This window comes from Kordiimonas sp. (assembly GCF_048264555.1).
Taxonomy (GTDB): Bacteria; Pseudomonadota; Alphaproteobacteria; order Sphingomonadales; family Kordiimonadaceae; genus Kordiimonas.
The window spans coordinates 295,405-309,305 of record NZ_JBLXCX010000004.1 but is presented as its reverse complement, the minus strand read 5'-3'; the positions used below and the strand labels follow the sequence as shown (position 1 = coordinate 309,305).

The following is a 13,901-nucleotide window of genomic DNA, read 5'->3' as shown; positions in this document are numbered from 1 at the left end:
AGGCTGCCTCTTCTATTTTTAACAGATTAGGGAGAAAAAACTCTAGCCCAGCCCCATGGCCTTCTCAGCTGTGCCATCAGACGGCACATACATGCCGCGTTGCCCGCGTACGGGACGGAAGCTGTCAGTAATGCCAAGCACTGTTTCTGCAGCACCGAGGAAAAGCGTACCGTCACTTGCTAAACATTTACGCATGCGCTCCAGCACATCCTTCTTGGTTGGCTGGTCAAAATAGATCAGCACGTTGCGGCAATAGATCACATCAAATGTGCCCATACCGACAAAATTGCTGAGCAGATTGAAAGGCCGGAAAGACACCATCTTTCGGATGTCGTCGCTGATGCGCCAGGTATCACCTTCCTGTTTGAAATATTTTATCAGCATCTGGATCGGCAAGCCGCGCTGAACTTCAAACTGGCTATAGGTGCCCGCTTTCGCTTTTTCCAAAACCTGTGTGCAGATATCTGTGCCCACAATCTCAATGTTCCAGCCCTGCCATTTCATCCAGTTTTCCCGAAGGAGGATGGCAAGCGAATATGGCTCCTGCCCTGTAGACGCCGCAGCACACCAGATGCGCAGGCGTTTCTGGGAGGCCCTGCCTTTTTCCATGGCAGGCAACACGTGGTTCTTGAACAGGTCAAACGGCGTATTGTCGCGGAAGAAGAACGACTCGTTTGTCGTCATCGCTTCCGTCACATCCCGGATCAGTCCTTCATCCCGGCTCATCCGCAGTTTCTGCACAAGGGCATCAAGCGTATCAAGGCCACGTTTACGCGCGAGCGGCGTCAAACGGCTTTCAAGCAGATAGACCTTATCCGGCGTGAGCATCAGGCCAGAGCGCTCTTTGAGCATGCCAGCGAGGAATTCAAAATCTTCAGTTTTCATCTGATTCCTCCTTGCAACCTTGTGGCTGCTGCCTCACCCAATTTATCAACAGGAAGTACCTCCGTACAAAGCCCTGCGGTCGCAACCGCACCAGGCATACCCCACACCACACTGCTCGCTTCATCCTGCGCCAGCAGCGTACCCCCCGTTCGTGTCAATTCTCTCGCGCCCTTCAGACCGTCATGCCCCATGCCCGTCAGGATCACGGCGAGGACATTCTCACCATATACCGCGGGCAGGCTGCGAAACAGCGGGTCAACAGCCGGACGACAGAAATTCTCTGGCGGCTCATCCGTCAGACGGACACAGGCCTTGCCTTCAACAACTGCAACTTCCATATGTCGCCCACCGGGGGCCACATACACCTCACCCGGCTTCAACATTTGCCCGTCGGACGCTTCCTGCGTTTTCCAGCCTGTGGCTTGCGCCAAATGTTCTGCCAAGATCGCCGTGAAGGTCGCGGGCATGTGCTGGGTTATTAGAACCGGCACGTCCGGCGCGCGCTTGAAGCCCGCAAAAAACTTCATCAGTGCTTGTGGCCCACCAGTTGAGGATCCTATAGCCAGCACTTTTGGGCGCCGGAACGAGCCCGTGCGCAAGCTGATCTGTTTATCTGCAAACAGGGCCGGTTTGGCCTCAGTGGTAGCTGCACGTGCGCTTGATATTGATACCGGTGTAGCTGGTCGGCGCGCGGTGACAAAACCACCACCTGGTGCTGGCGCAGCCGGGCGACGCGCTGTCACCTCGCGGGCAGCAAGCCCCGCAGCGGTCGTACCGGCCGTGGGTGCACCGAGGTCGCTCGCGTTTGCGGGTAGCTTTTCGCCCCGCTTTTTACGGCGACGTGATGCCCATGCCTTTACCTTGTCAACCAGTTCACGGCGGAAATCGATATTCGCATTAACGGAGCGCGCTGTTTCAGGCTTCGGCACATAATCGACAGCTCCCATCTGCAGGGAGCGCAAGCTGACTTCAGCATTTTTCCGCGTCAATGTGGATGCCATCACCACCTGCAGGTCCGGCACCATCTTGATCATCTGCGGCAGGGCAGTCAGGCCATCCATCTCCGGCATCTCAATATCGAGAACAACAACCTCAATATCATTCGCCTGTAGCTGACGGAGCGCCACAGCGCCATTGTTGGCGGTCGTGACAACATCTATCTCAGAGTCTTCAGACAAGTAGCGACACAGGAAACCACGAATGATAGCACTGTCGTCCACCACCATCACCCGGTAGGGGCCGCCATTTCCCGGCACAGCTGTTGTTTTTGAAACCGCAGAATTCACGCGGGGTACCCTTGTTTTACATCAACCCAACTTGGGAGAATTTCGCTTCAATAATCTCACGGTCAAACGGCTTCATAATATATTCGTTCGCGCCGGCCTCGATAGCCGTACGAATATGCGCCATATCATTCTCTGTGGTACAGAACACAACAATCGGCTGTTCAACACCCTCCCGGGACCTGATCGCCTTCAGAAATTCAAGGCCATCCATCACAGGCATATTCCAGTCCAAAAGCACAACGTCCGGCATGTTGCGATCACATGCGTCCAGAGCGTCCTGTCCATCCACGGCTTCTTCGATTTCAAAGTTGAGCTCTTCCAGAATGCGCCGCGCGACCTTCCGGATTACTTTTGAATCGTCAACCACAAGACATAACTTCATTTGCCGATGTCTCCCTACTCCGCCCTGTTCGGCGGATCTATTCTATTATTGTTCAATCTGCACCTTACGCGGCTTTTCCACTGCTTTCAAAGGCAAGAAGTCGGTCCACGTCAAGAATGGGCAAAAGTTTGTTCTCGAGCCTATAGATCCCCCGGCTCACTTCTCGCCAACGCTGGTCAAGTGTTACCGGGTTTCTCTCAAAATCAGCATCGTCAAGCGACAGAACCTCACCCACGGTATCAATCTGCAGGCTATAGGGCTCGTCATTATGTTCCACCACCACAGACATGCTCTGTTTTCCGGCTTCCAGTGGTGGCAGGCCAAGACGCTGGCGGAGGTCAATTGCTGTCACGATCTTGCCACGCAGGTTCAACACCCCTGACACCCATGCGGGCGCAAGCGGTATTTTGGTAATCTGCTGCGGGTTCAGCACGTCATGAACACTCAGTACAGGAATGCCCAGCGTCTGCCCTTCAAGCACAACGGTCACAAAGTCCTGCTTGCCGGTGGCAACAAGGCTCAGGTCATCACGGACAACAAGGTTGTTCATGCCGCGTCTCCTTTAATCTTAAGCTGCTGGGCCAGACTTCTCAGTAACGTCGGCTTGTCAAACTTGGCGATATAATCATCAAAACCGGCAGCATGCCCGCGCTGTACATCGCGCTCTGTCGCGAGCGCAGACAGGGCAACAAGTGGGGTGTTTTCCCATTTGCTTCCGTCACGGATAGTCGTGGCAAAATCAAAGCCGTTCATATCCGGCATCTCAATATCGGATACGATCAGGTCGTAGGTGTAGCCATCTTCCATGAGCTTGAGCGCAGCCGCCGCACTTGAAACGGCCTTGACCTGATAACCAGCAACCGTCAGTACCGGCTTCAGCATATTACGGAAGAAATCACTATCATCGATCAGCAGAATGCTCGCGCCCGCAGACGGCACCGTATCATCCGTCACGTTGCGGGAACGCAGCCAATCGGCAAACGCTAGGTTGAGATAGTATGAAACATCGATAACTTCAGACGCCTTACCGCTGATGATGGCTGAGCCCACAACACCTTGTTTGTCGGACGCCAGCTTGATGTTCAACTCTTCCTCAACGATATCAAGGATATCATCAACAGCGAGCCCCATCGTGTATTCACGGTCAGTGAACACAAGCACAGGTTGGCGGCCTTCGCTTCGCAGTTCCATATCCGGATGAGCTTTTATGAGCGGCATCAGTGCACCACGGTACTGCACCATGTGACGACCGTCGGAAAGCTCGATGGTATCCACCTCGATCTCCTCGAGACGAGCAACAAGCGCGAGCGGTACCGCTTTTGGGTTTTTGCCGCCGGCCCGGAAGACCAACAGGCTCTCTTTCTCATTCGCGGCGGTCCGGCGCACCTGTTCACGAGCATCTTCTTCCTCACGCTCGTGATCACCCACGCCAGAGTTAGCCCGTGCAGCAATTCCGTTTGGATCAAGGATCATGATCACGCTCCCGTCACCAAGGATCGTGTTACCTGAGTATATCTCCAAATCTTTCAAGATCGGTGCAACGGGCTTCACCACGATCTCTTCAGTATCAAACACCTGGTCCACCACGATACCGAACGTGAAGGCGCCGACCTGTGTAACAACGATAAAGTCATCAACATTTTCGCGGTCATCAATCTCGTCCCGTGTCATGAAACCAAGAACTTCATTGAGGTATACAAGTGGCAACAGGCGGTTCCTGAGCCGAAGCACAGGTGTGTCCTTGATAGTTTCGATCTTGTGCTCAGAATTCTGGGATGCCCGTACGAGCTCAAGCACACTGATCTGCGGGATCGCATAACGCTCTTCCTGCGCCTTGACGATCAGCCCCGCCACAATCGCGAGCGTCAGTGGGATTTTGATCTGGAAGGTAGAGCCTTTACCTTCAATCGAGACCATATCAATGGTACCGCCGATCTTCTCGATGTTCGAGCGCACCACGTCCATGCCCACACCACGACCGGAAACGCTGGTGATCTTCTCTGCGGTTGAGAAACCCGGATGGAAGATAAACTTCTGGATCTGGCTATCCGACATGTCAGCCAACTCGGCTTCGGTCGCCAGTTTCTTCTCAAGGATTTTTGCGCTCAATTTAGCCACAGGAATGCCGCGACCATCATCCTTGATTTCGATAATGATATGCCCGCCTTCATGATAGGCGTTCAGGACAATCGTGCCGTTTTCCGGCTTGCCCACGGCCATCCGCTCGGCGGGGGTTTCAATGCCGTGGTCGGCAGAGTTCCGTACCATGTGGGTCAGTGGGTCCTTGATCAACTCAAGCACCTGGCGGTCGAGCTCCGTATCGGCGCCCAGCATCTCAAGGTCGATCTTTTTATCAAGTTCAACCGTGAGGTCACGGACAATTCGCGGCAGTTTCGCCCATGCATTGCCAATCGGCTGCATGCGCGTTTTCATAACATTTTCCTGCAACTCGGTCGTGCACTGGCTCAAACGCTGCAGCGGCACACCAAGTTCGGAGTTGTCCATGTTGCGCGTAATTTGCAGCAACTGGTTACGGGTGAGTACCAACTCAGACACCATGTTCATCAGGTCTTCGAGAAGGTCAACGCTCACGCGAATGGACTGGGATGTTCGTTTCTGCTCAGTTGGTGCAGCGGCCGACGGGCCCGCCGCCTGAGCACGAGCGGCCGACGCGGTGCCAGCCTTATTGGTTTCCGCCTTCGCAATTTCTTTCGCCGCACTTACCACAGCGTCCCGCACGAGCTCAAAGCTCATGGCCGCTTCATCCGCGGCATCGCCGTCCACCTGGCACTCGACAAGCACAGCTTTCATCATCTCAACAAGCTTGTCGAAATGCTGATCCGTGAACCCGGAAACCGACACAAGCTGACGACCCACATTATCAGCGGCATCAAGATCGTCTTTAAAAATTGCCAGCATCAGGCCCATGAACTGGCCCTTACGCAAATCAGAAGCCGTGTTCGCGAAAAACTTTGAAAGTGTGCCGTCAGTTCCGAGACGCTGTGCAATGAGGTGTGCGGCAACGGCAAGTGTGTCTTCGCCGCCAACTCTGTCAAAGAGTGTTTTGCCTGCCCCGCTAGAGGATGGCGCGGCTGCAGGTTCTTCTACCTCGGCTTCTTCGGGGCCGGGTGCATTCGCAAATGCAGCCTCAAGCTCCTCAAGCGAGACTTCACCCGGCTTCAGTGCCCGCCCAAGGCCAACATCAACAATTTCACCCTCAACCGTATCAGGTTCAGGATCAGGGGCAGAAACGGCGCCTTCCGCGATGGCATCAAGCCGTGCAATCAGGTCGCTATCGTCCCCTTCAGGTTCTTCCTCCGTCGCCTCAAGACCAGCAAGAATTTCTTTAATCCGATCAAGGCTTTCGAGAATGACGGTAACCGCATGCTCAGAAACCTGCAGCTCACCATCCCTGAACTTACCAAGTACGTTCTCCGACGCGTGGGCAACTGATTCAAGCCGAGGCAAGCCTAAGAAGCCACATGTACCTTTGATGGTATGAACAAGACGGAAGATGTTATCGAGAACTTCCTTGTTATTGGGGTCCTGCTCAAGCTTGACCAGCTCGACGTCTACCACGTCGATGCTTTCACCAGTCTCAGTCAGAAATTCGTTTAACAGATCATCCATATTCAATCATCCCAGCGGATAGGGTCAGCAGGTATTGGGAGTGTGCCCCGATAAGAAACAGATCGCAACTTGCACCTTGGCCAAAAAGAGTTAAAAACGTGTAAAGCTATACAGATATCTTGTCTCTGCGTGCCCTAATCCGGCAATTTTGCTTCGATATGCGCAACCGTATCGCTGACCTCGACGAGGTTCAGCGTGCCACCGATTTCAGCAGCAACAGCCTGCGCGAGATAAGCGGGGGCCGCACGAGGCTCAAGGTCATCATCGCTCAGGGTTCCGGCAAGGGCTGATTTAACCTCATCCTGCACAATCACGCGCGCACCTTCACCTCGCACCGTGATGACGGACTGACCGCCCTCACTTCGCATCTGCACCACAACCGTACCACCTCGTATCATAGCTTCAGAAACCACGAGACCAAGGTTCAGGAGTATTTTCACCTGCGCTTTGCTCGCACTCTCTGGCGTCACCTCCCACTCAAGGTTTACCCGGCTCCCGTCAAGAAAGGCACGCATCGCCTTCTCACACTCTCGCACATCCAGTTGCGCGGAGAAACCTCCCGCAGCACCGAAAGCAAGCCTGAAGAACTGCAATTTATGACTTGTTTGCCGGGTCGATTTTTCGATGAGGTCCAGAACAGCGTCCCGCATGGACGCATCTGTTTCGTCGGCCAAAATTTCAAGACCATTATTGATCGCCCCCACGGGGCTCACAAGGTCATGGCACAGCCGCGAACACAAGAGCGCGGCAAAGTCGAGTTTCGACATACGAGTTTTCCCCTCTTCCCAGCAAAACAGCCAATTTCAGCAATTAAACCTTGCCATTTTTGCCCATCATGTCAGAACCATACCGAACCGAGGCGGAGACGCCAAGAACGGAAACCATAATCGTAAAAATTCTTGAGGTTTTTCATGTCATTGAAGCTCGAAGCGCTTGTCACCCCTATACTTGAAACCATGATCAAGGCCGGTGAAGTGGTGATGGACGTTTATCACAGCGACTTTGAGGTGTTTGGCAAGGCAGACCAATCCCCCGTAACTGAGGCTGATCGTCGCGGTGAGGCAGTGATTGAGGCAGCGCTCAAGCTTATTGCTCCCAATATCCCAATTGTTGGAGAAGAAGCAAAATCAGAAGGCAAATGCCCGGATATTTCCGGCGGCACCTTCTGGCTCGTGGACCCTCTCGACGGCACCAAGGAGTTCATCAAAAAAGGCTCAGACTTTACCGTCAACATCGGCTTGATTGAAAACGGCACGCCTATCATGGGTTTTGTCTTTGCGCCCGCCATGAACAAAATGTACTGGGGCATCAAAGGCATTGGTGCCTGGACCGCGGAAGTACGGGATGGCGAACTTATCAATCAATCTCCTATAAAAGCGCGCACCGCAGACCCCGAGCATCTCGTCATCGTTGCTTCCAGGTCGCACCGTTCAGAAGAACTGGAAGCATGGCTCGCGCATTTCCCCGGTGCGGAACACGTGTCCATAGGCTCCAGCCTCAAATTATGCTTGCTCGCGACGGGTGAGGCCGATCTCTACCCAAGGCTTGGGCCAACGTGTGAGTGGGATACGGCCGCAGCTCATGCTGTTCTCCTCGCGGCAGGTGGCCATGTTGAAGTGGCAGACGGCAGTCCTCTCTCATACGCCAAGGACCTGAAAACCTTCCTCAACCCTTGGTTTCTGTGCCGCGCAGACGTAAATTTCAATGTACCATCACTAACTTAGTTGTTTTGTGCATACGGTTTTCACGATACCCTGTCCCTATGACAAGGGGAGGTTACCGTGCTGATATTGCTCGCTGGGCTACTGATATTTGTATTGATCCACCTTATGCCGGTGTTTGGCATGTCGCTCCGGGCGAGCCTCTTGGCACGCCTCGGCAAACAGCCCTATCGCGGCCTTTTTTCGTTTGTTAGCATTGGCGCACTGGTGCTCGTTTATCTGGGCTGGACATCAACTGAACCAACAGCGCTATATTACCCGCCTCTCTGGGCCTTCCATGTAACGCCTATTTTTGTGCTTTTCGGCTTTATCCTGTTTTTCGCGAGCCGAGCGCCCAGCAACATCCGTCGCCTCATAAGGCACCCGCAGCTTACCGGTGTGCTTCTGTGGGCCATCGGACACCTGCTTGCAAATGGCGAACAGCGATCGGTTCTCCTGTTCGGCACATTCCTTGTGTGGACTGTATTGGCAATAATCGGCTCAAACCGCCGCGACGGCGACTGGATCAAACCACCAAAACAAGCCTTTGTGAAAGATATCGTGACAGTCTTTATTGGTGTGGCGCTCTACACCGGCTTTGTTTTCATCCATGAATGGCTGATTGGTGTGAACCCAATGCCTTATGCGATGTAGACCCGCCAATATACCGCGAAACAGCATGCCCACTTGAAGCACAGAAAAGATATTTACATTTTAATGAGTTCAATTAAAAATCTCTCATTGCGGTTTGGGAGGGCATGGCCATGTTGCATCGGCAGAAGGTACCATCAATAGCCATTATCGGTGCGGGCTTCTCAGGCCTGTGCATGGCGATCCAGCTCAAGAAAGCGGGCCTTGGCAACTTCATGCTCTATGAAAAAGCTGACCGAGTAGGCGGTACGTGGCGGGAGAATACATACCCTGGCGTCGCATGCGACGTGCCAAGCCATCTGTATAGCTTCTCGTTTGAGCCCAAAGCGGATTGGAGCAAGGTCTTCTCCCCCGGCGGCGAAATCCAAGCCTACATTGAAGACATCACGGCCAAGCATGACCTTCTTCCCAATATTCGTTTCGGATCCGAACTAAAAAAAGCCGAATGGCTGGACAAGGGCTGGCAACTCACCTTCGCAGATGGCTCGGTAGCGCATGCTGATTTCCTGATCAACGGTATGGGCGGGCTTCATATTCCCCGCTTCCCGGATATCCCCGGCATGAAGGGTTTTAAAGGCATCAGCTACCATACGGCAGAGTGGAACCATGAACATGACCTGACAGGAAAGCGTGTAGCGGTTATTGGCACGGCGGCCAGCGCTATTCAACTGGTTCCAGAAATCATCGACAAGGTTGCTCATCTCGATATTTACCAGCGCACGCCTAACTGGATCATGCCGCGCCCGTTTATGGAATATTCTGAGCGCGCGAAAAAGCTGTTTGCTCGCTTTCCGCTTCTGGAGAAGCTGCACCGGCTACAGATATATCTGCTGTTTGAGATGCGCTTCCCCCTCTTCAGGCGGGACAGGTTTTTCTCCAAACGAGCCACCAAGATGTTTATCAAACATCTTGAAGCTCAGGTATCTGATCCCACGCTTAGAGATAAGCTGATGCCGAACTACCCCATCGGCTGCAAACGCATTTTGGCATCTGATACCTACTTCCCTGCCATTCAGTGTGATCACGCTTCCCTCATCACAGAACCGATAAACCGCGTTGAAGCTGACGCTATCGTCACAGCAGATGAGGTCCGTCGCCCCGTGGATACCATAATATATGCGACAGGTTTTAAACCATGGGACCAGATGGAGGGGGTGGAGATAATCGGGCGTAATGGTATCACGATGAACGACTATCTCAGCCAAGGTATCCGAGCCCACCGAACGGTAGCGATGCCAGGTTTCCCTAACCAGTTTATGCTGCTCGGGCCCAATAGCGGCCTTGGTCATAACAGCGTGATACTGATGATTGAAGCTCAAGTTTCTTATATTCTGAGCGCGATAAAACACACTCTGGCAACGGGTGCCAAGGTGGTCGAGGTGAAGGAAGAAGCCGCAAACATCTTCGATACGCAGCTACAGCATGACCTTCAAGGCACCGTTTGGGCGGGGCATTGTAAAAGCTGGTATCAAGGAGAAGATGGCCGCATATTCACCTTGTGGCCATGGGGTACGCGGCGCTATATGCGCGAGATGAAATGCGCGAACCCTGAGGAATATGAGTTCACAGCCTAGCGGTTATTTCAGGTAAATTTTCATATCGCTAAGGGTGTCTTCAATCGCGCCCTGAATACGTGGTGTTGCTTTGGGCTCCAGGTCTTTCAGGATTTTCTTGACCCGTTTTTCATCAAGATCACCCCATATGCGGGCGATATGCCCAAGGCACATGACAGCCACACGAGCGACATCTTCCCTCGGGTTAGTCACAAACCTGAGGCATTGATCCTGCACCCAGCGCCAATCATCAACGCCTTCAACGGCCCCCAACAAGCCGTAAACAATTGTCTCTGTGTCGCCGGAGAGCAACCGCTCCCCGGCTTCAGCTTTATCAAGTGGCGTTATAGCCTGGTATTTCACGATTAGCGTGTCGTGACAGGCAGCGGAGGCGACCAGGCCGGATCGCTGGCATCAAACGGGGTAGGCACCTGACGCTCGTTATAACCGGTCAGGTCAACTGACCAGAGGCTTGGTTTCCCGCCTGTGCCACCATCACCGTATGGTGGGGTGCGGAAGAACATTAACACACGCCCGTTTGGCGACCAGGTTGGCCCTTCATCCTGATAGGCATCTGTCAGCAAACGTTCACCAGAACCATCAGGTCGCATCACACCAATACGGAACTTGCCGTCGCCGATTTTGGTGAAGGCAATCAGGTCACCGCGAGGCGACCACACCGGTGTGGCATAGCGCCCTTTGCCAAAACTGATACGGTGCACATTGCCACCATCAGCATCCATCACATAGAGCTGCTGGCTACCGCCACGGTCAGAGTTGAACACAATCTTGCGACCGTCTGGCGAATAGCTGGGCGAGGTATCAATACCCGGGTCGTCGGTTAACCGCACCTCGCGCCTCGTTCGCAGGTCCATCACATAGACATCAGAATTGCCATTCTCGGCCAGGCTCATCACCACATTGTCACCGTCCGGCGAGAAGCGTGGTGAGAATGTCATACTGGGGAAATCACCCAGTACTTCAAACTTGTTGGACAAAATGTTGAAGAGATAAACGCGTGGGCGATCATTATAGTAACTCAGGAACGTGATTTCCTGCCGGTTCGGCGAGAACCGGGGTGTAAGCACAAGATAGCTGCCGTCTGTCAGGAACTGTTGATTGGCACCGTCCTGGTCCATGATCGCGAGCCGCTTCTTGCGGTTAAGCGGGTCACCCTGCTCAGCTATATAAACAATACGGGTGTCAAAATATCCCTCTTCACCGGTAAGGCGGCTATAAATGCGGTCTGAGATTACATGAGCTGTTCTACGCCAATTCGATACAGGCGTGGTGTAACCGACACCTTCCATCTGAGCCTCAGCGACCACATCCCACAGACGGAACTCAACGCGCAAATTCCCGTTTGGCAACATCTGCAAGCGACCTGTAACAAGCGCCTGCACGCCAAGCGGACGCCAGGCACCAAAACGCGGACGAGACGGGGCAGCCGTGATTTTTTCAATAAAGGCGTTCTGGTCAATCGCCCGGAAAAGACCGGTGGAGATAAGGTTAGAGGTAATAACCTGGCTGATGCTGGCCCCGATATCGGAGAGCTTGCCGGTGGGCGTCTCCAGGTCTTCTACGGGCGCAAATTCTGGCACAGCAATCGGTACCGGGTCCACCGTCCCACGCGTGATATCTACGGTGAGCTGTGCGTTCGCAGCACCAGTAAGCGTGCCCACAAACAATAGAACCGCTGCACAAATTCGACCAATCAACATGCCTATCCCTCTTTATCCACCCAAAAACGCTTTTGGATTGAAATTGAAAATTATCTGGTTCTGTCCCGTTTCCCGAACATAGTCGCTGGCCTCCGGGAACGGCGCGCACAGTTGTACTGCACGCAATGCACTTTCGGCAAACACACGGAAGAAAGCACGGTCAGGGTCATTCAGGTCCCCGGCATTCACAAACTCAGGCCGCCCGATCATCGTGCCGTCACTTGAAAGCCAGACACTGACATTCACCTGCATATCTTTCACGCCCTTTGCACCAGCCGGGATATTCCAACAGCTATAAACCTTCTGCTGCAAGGCCTGCATCAGCGTCGCCGTTGCCACCCGTCCGCGAATGCCCGCGAACATATCGGTTTTGACTTCTTCCTTTTTAGGTGCAGCCTTCTTTTCTTCAACCTTAGTATCTGGAACCGGTGTCGGTTTTTTGTCTTCCTTGATCGACCGGTCAATCAAAGCCTTGAGCCTATCCACCTTCAACCGCGATGGGGGCTTGGGTTTAGCATTCGGCGTTACATTCGAGCGGAGATCCATACGCTCCGTCACCTCTGGCTTCGGTTTTGGCTTTGGAGGCGTAGGCTTCACATCAGGTTTTGCTTCGGGCATAGGCACAGCCTCGCTGGGGGTGGCCTCCACTACTTCCTCCGGCGCATATTCGGGCTCCGGTTCGCGCTCAACAGGTTCTTCCTTGATTTCCTCTGGCTCAGGCTCCGGTGCCACAATCTGGTTTTTTTCATTAATCTGAACGAAATCAATCGATATAGGAGGCGGAGGAGCCTCCCGCTCTTTCGAGAAGCTGGGCAAACCGATAAGCGCAACTACGGCGACCCCAACATGAAGGGTCCCGGATAATATCCAACCAATGCGTTCGTTGTTAATCATCCTGCACTCGGTATCAGTTTTGGTCCGCGATCAGGGCAACTTTGGTATAACCCGCGGCATTAATCGAACCAATCACAGCCATAACCCGGCCATAATCAAGCTTTGTATCGCCCCGGATATAAATCCGTGTATCCCGGCTCGCACCCGAAATAGCGGAAAGACGCGGCACAAGCTCCTCAAACGACACCTCAGTGTCTACAAGAAATATGGCGCCTTCATGATTGATGGAAATCTCCAGCGGTTTCGCGTCTTGCGGTAATGGCTTTGCTGCCGCTTTTGGCAGATCAACCGGCACTCCTGCCGTCAAAAGTGGCGCCGTAACCATAAATACGATGAGAAGCACCAACATCACGTCCACAAAGGGTGTTACGTTGATCTCGGCCAGCGGCTGATACCGCCCCCTGCGCCGGCGCGCGCCGTCCGGGCGACCGCCCGATGTAACTGTCGCGCCCATTAGTGCGCCCTCTCATCAAGCTGGCGGGAGAGGATAGCTGCAAACTCATCCGCGAACCCTTCAACCCGGCCTGCATACCGACCCAGGTCTGTGGAAAGCTTGTTATAGCCAATCACAGCAGGGATCGCCGCCACGAGGCCAAGTGCTGTAGCCAGAAGCGCTTCAGCAATGCCCGGAGCCACTGTTGCAAGTGAGGTGTCAGAGGCGACGGCGATTGAGGTGAAGCTGTTCATGATGCCCCACACAGTACCAAAAAGCCCAACAAACGGCGCGGCGGAACCAATTGTAGCCAAATAGCCAACTTGGCCCTCCAGCCTGTCCATCTCCCGTGATGAGGTCACGTGCATGGCTTTATAAATCCGGTCCTGCACCGTTACCTTATCAAGCCCGGAGGCACGCGAGCCGAGACTGCGCTGCCACTCGCGCATCGCCGCCACAAACACCGCAGCAAGTGGGTGATTGGGCGCGCTTTTCAGAGCTGAATATAGTTCGTCAAGAGACTGGCCTGACCAGAATGTATCTTCAAAATCGTTTGCTTGCCCGCGCGCGTCTTTCAGCCGGGTCCATGTATTGAAGATAATCGACCATGACCAGAGGCTTGCCGTCAGAAGCATGATCATCACCGCTTGCACGATGAAATCTGCCTGCAAAAACATGCCCATGATGGAAAAATCGGGTGCATTTCCCCCAAGCTGTACCGCTTCCACCCCTTGCACGAGTTGCTCTTGCATTCCTGTCTCCCTGC

General features: G+C 53.7%; 14 protein-coding genes. 3 read left to right on the top strand and 11 right to left on the bottom strand.

Annotated elements, in window-relative coordinates; translation table 11 throughout:
* Positions 1–42: 42 nt before the first annotated feature.
* The 6 genes from ACN0XZ_RS13400 to ACN0XZ_RS13375 form a co-directional block, all read right to left on the bottom strand.
* Positions 43–885, bottom strand: coding sequence for a CheR family methyltransferase (locus ACN0XZ_RS13400; RefSeq protein WP_417458283.1), 843 nt, complete (start codon positions 883–885; stop codon positions 43–45).
* On the bottom strand, positions 882–2,111 hold the full coding sequence (locus tag ACN0XZ_RS13395; protein WP_417458386.1) for a protein-glutamate methylesterase/protein-glutamine glutaminase: 1,230 nt from the start codon (positions 2,109–2,111) through the stop codon (positions 882–884). The genes ACN0XZ_RS13400 and ACN0XZ_RS13395 overlap by 4 nt, the downstream gene beginning before the upstream one ends.
* Before the next feature lie 76 nt (positions 2,112–2,187).
* Positions 2,188–2,553 carry a response regulator gene (locus ACN0XZ_RS13390; protein WP_417458282.1) on the bottom strand — a complete coding sequence of 122 codons (366 nt, stop codon included), beginning with the start codon at positions 2,551–2,553 and terminating at the stop codon, positions 2,188–2,190.
* A gap of 64 nt (positions 2,554–2,617) precedes the next feature.
* The gene (locus ACN0XZ_RS13385; RefSeq protein WP_417458281.1) at positions 2,618–3,103 is read right to left on the bottom strand and encodes a chemotaxis protein CheW; all 486 of its coding nucleotides are present in this window, start codon (positions 3,101–3,103) and stop codon (positions 2,618–2,620) included.
* Entirely contained in the window at positions 3,100–6,183 is a 3,084-nt protein-coding gene (locus ACN0XZ_RS13380; RefSeq protein WP_417458280.1) for a chemotaxis protein CheW, read from the bottom strand. The genes ACN0XZ_RS13385 and ACN0XZ_RS13380 overlap by 4 nt, the downstream gene beginning before the upstream one ends.
* A 134-nt stretch (positions 6,184–6,317) precedes the next feature.
* Positions 6,318–6,950: a histidine phosphotransferase family protein gene (locus ACN0XZ_RS13375; RefSeq protein ID WP_417458279.1), complete on the bottom strand. Its 633-nt coding sequence runs from the start codon at positions 6,948–6,950 to the stop codon at positions 6,318–6,320.
* Between the two features lie 144 nt (positions 6,951–7,094).
* Here ACN0XZ_RS13375 and cysQ point away from each other — a divergent pair, with 144 nt between their 5' ends.
* From cysQ to ACN0XZ_RS13360, 3 genes are all read left to right on the top strand, one after another.
* A complete protein-coding gene (cysQ, locus tag ACN0XZ_RS13370; RefSeq protein ID WP_417458278.1) occupies positions 7,095–7,907 on the top strand; it encodes a 3'(2'),5'-bisphosphate nucleotidase CysQ in 813 nt (270 codons plus the stop codon).
* Between the two features lie 57 nt (positions 7,908–7,964).
* A complete protein-coding gene (locus ACN0XZ_RS13365; RefSeq protein WP_417458277.1) occupies positions 7,965–8,537 on the top strand; it encodes an NnrU family protein in 573 nt (190 codons plus the stop codon).
* Positions 8,538–8,647: 110 nt separating this feature from the next.
* Positions 8,648–10,108, top strand: a complete 1,461-nt coding sequence (locus tag ACN0XZ_RS13360; protein ID WP_417458276.1) for a flavin-containing monooxygenase — start codon at positions 8,648–8,650, stop codon at positions 10,106–10,108.
* Positions 10,109–10,111: 3 nt separating this feature from the next.
* On the opposite strand, the gene ACN0XZ_RS13355 is transcribed toward ACN0XZ_RS13360, so the two are convergent.
* Genes ACN0XZ_RS13355 through tolQ form a run of 5 tightly spaced genes read right to left on the bottom strand, consistent with a single transcriptional unit; the run spans position 10,112 to position 13,887 of the window.
* Entirely contained in the window at positions 10,112–10,450 is a 339-nt protein-coding gene (locus tag ACN0XZ_RS13355; protein ID WP_417458275.1) for a hypothetical protein, read from the bottom strand.
* A 2-nt stretch (positions 10,451–10,452) separates the two neighbouring features.
* Positions 10,453–11,808: a Tol-Pal system beta propeller repeat protein TolB gene (gene tolB, locus ACN0XZ_RS13350; protein WP_417458274.1), complete on the bottom strand. Its 1,356-nt coding sequence runs from the start codon at positions 11,806–11,808 to the stop codon at positions 10,453–10,455.
* A 12-nt stretch (positions 11,809–11,820) separates the two neighbouring features.
* A complete protein-coding gene (locus ACN0XZ_RS13345) occupies positions 11,821–12,702 on the bottom strand; it encodes a hypothetical protein (RefSeq protein WP_417458273.1) in 882 nt (293 codons plus the stop codon).
* A 13-nt stretch (positions 12,703–12,715) separates the two neighbouring features.
* Positions 12,716–13,156 (bottom strand): protein TolR, encoded by a 441-nt coding sequence (gene tolR / locus ACN0XZ_RS13340; RefSeq protein ID WP_417458272.1) that lies wholly within the window; start codon positions 13,154–13,156, stop codon positions 12,716–12,718.
* Complete coding sequence (gene tolQ / locus ACN0XZ_RS13335; RefSeq protein ID WP_417458271.1) at positions 13,156–13,887, bottom strand: protein TolQ; 732 nt, start codon at positions 13,885–13,887, stop codon at positions 13,156–13,158. Before tolQ ends, tolR begins: the two co-directional genes overlap by 1 nt.
* Positions 13,888–13,901: the final 14 nt, after the last annotated feature.

Bases quoted from the DNA above. Each gene is read 5' to 3' on its own strand.
- ACN0XZ_RS13400 (WP_417458283.1), bottom strand. From the start codon at position 885: ATGAAAACTGAAGATTTTGAATTCCTCGCTGGCATGCTCAAAGAGCGC.
- ACN0XZ_RS13395 (WP_417458386.1), bottom strand. From the start codon at position 2,111: ATGGTGGTGGACGACAGTGCTATCATTCGTGGTTTCCTGTGTCGCTAC.
- ACN0XZ_RS13390 (WP_417458282.1), bottom strand. From the start codon at position 2,553: ATGAAGTTATGTCTTGTGGTTGACGATTCAAAAGTAATCCGGAAGGTC.
- ACN0XZ_RS13385 (WP_417458281.1), bottom strand. From the start codon at position 3,103: ATGAACAACCTTGTTGTCCGTGATGACCTGAGCCTTGTTGCCACCGGC.
- ACN0XZ_RS13380 (WP_417458280.1), bottom strand. From the start codon at position 6,183: ATGGATGATCTGTTAAACGAATTTCTGACTGAGACTGGTGAAAGCATC.
- ACN0XZ_RS13375 (WP_417458279.1), bottom strand. From the start codon at position 6,950: ATGTCGAAACTCGACTTTGCCGCGCTCTTGTGTTCGCGGCTGTGCCAT.
- cysQ (WP_417458278.1), top strand. From the start codon at position 7,095: ATGTCATTGAAGCTCGAAGCGCTTGTCACCCCTATACTTGAAACCATG.
- ACN0XZ_RS13360 (WP_417458276.1), top strand. From the start codon at position 8,648: ATGTTGCATCGGCAGAAGGTACCATCAATAGCCATTATCGGTGCGGGC.
- tolB (WP_417458274.1), bottom strand. From the start codon at position 11,808: ATGTTGATTGGTCGAATTTGTGCAGCGGTTCTATTGTTTGTGGGCACG.
- ACN0XZ_RS13345 (WP_417458273.1), bottom strand. From the start codon at position 12,702: ATGATTAACAACGAACGCATTGGTTGGATATTATCCGGGACCCTTCAT.
- tolR (WP_417458272.1), bottom strand. From the start codon at position 13,156: ATGGGCGCGACAGTTACATCGGGCGGTCGCCCGGACGGCGCGCGCCGG.
- tolQ (WP_417458271.1), bottom strand. From the start codon at position 13,887: ATGCAAGAGCAACTCGTGCAAGGGGTGGAAGCGGTACAGCTTGGGGGA.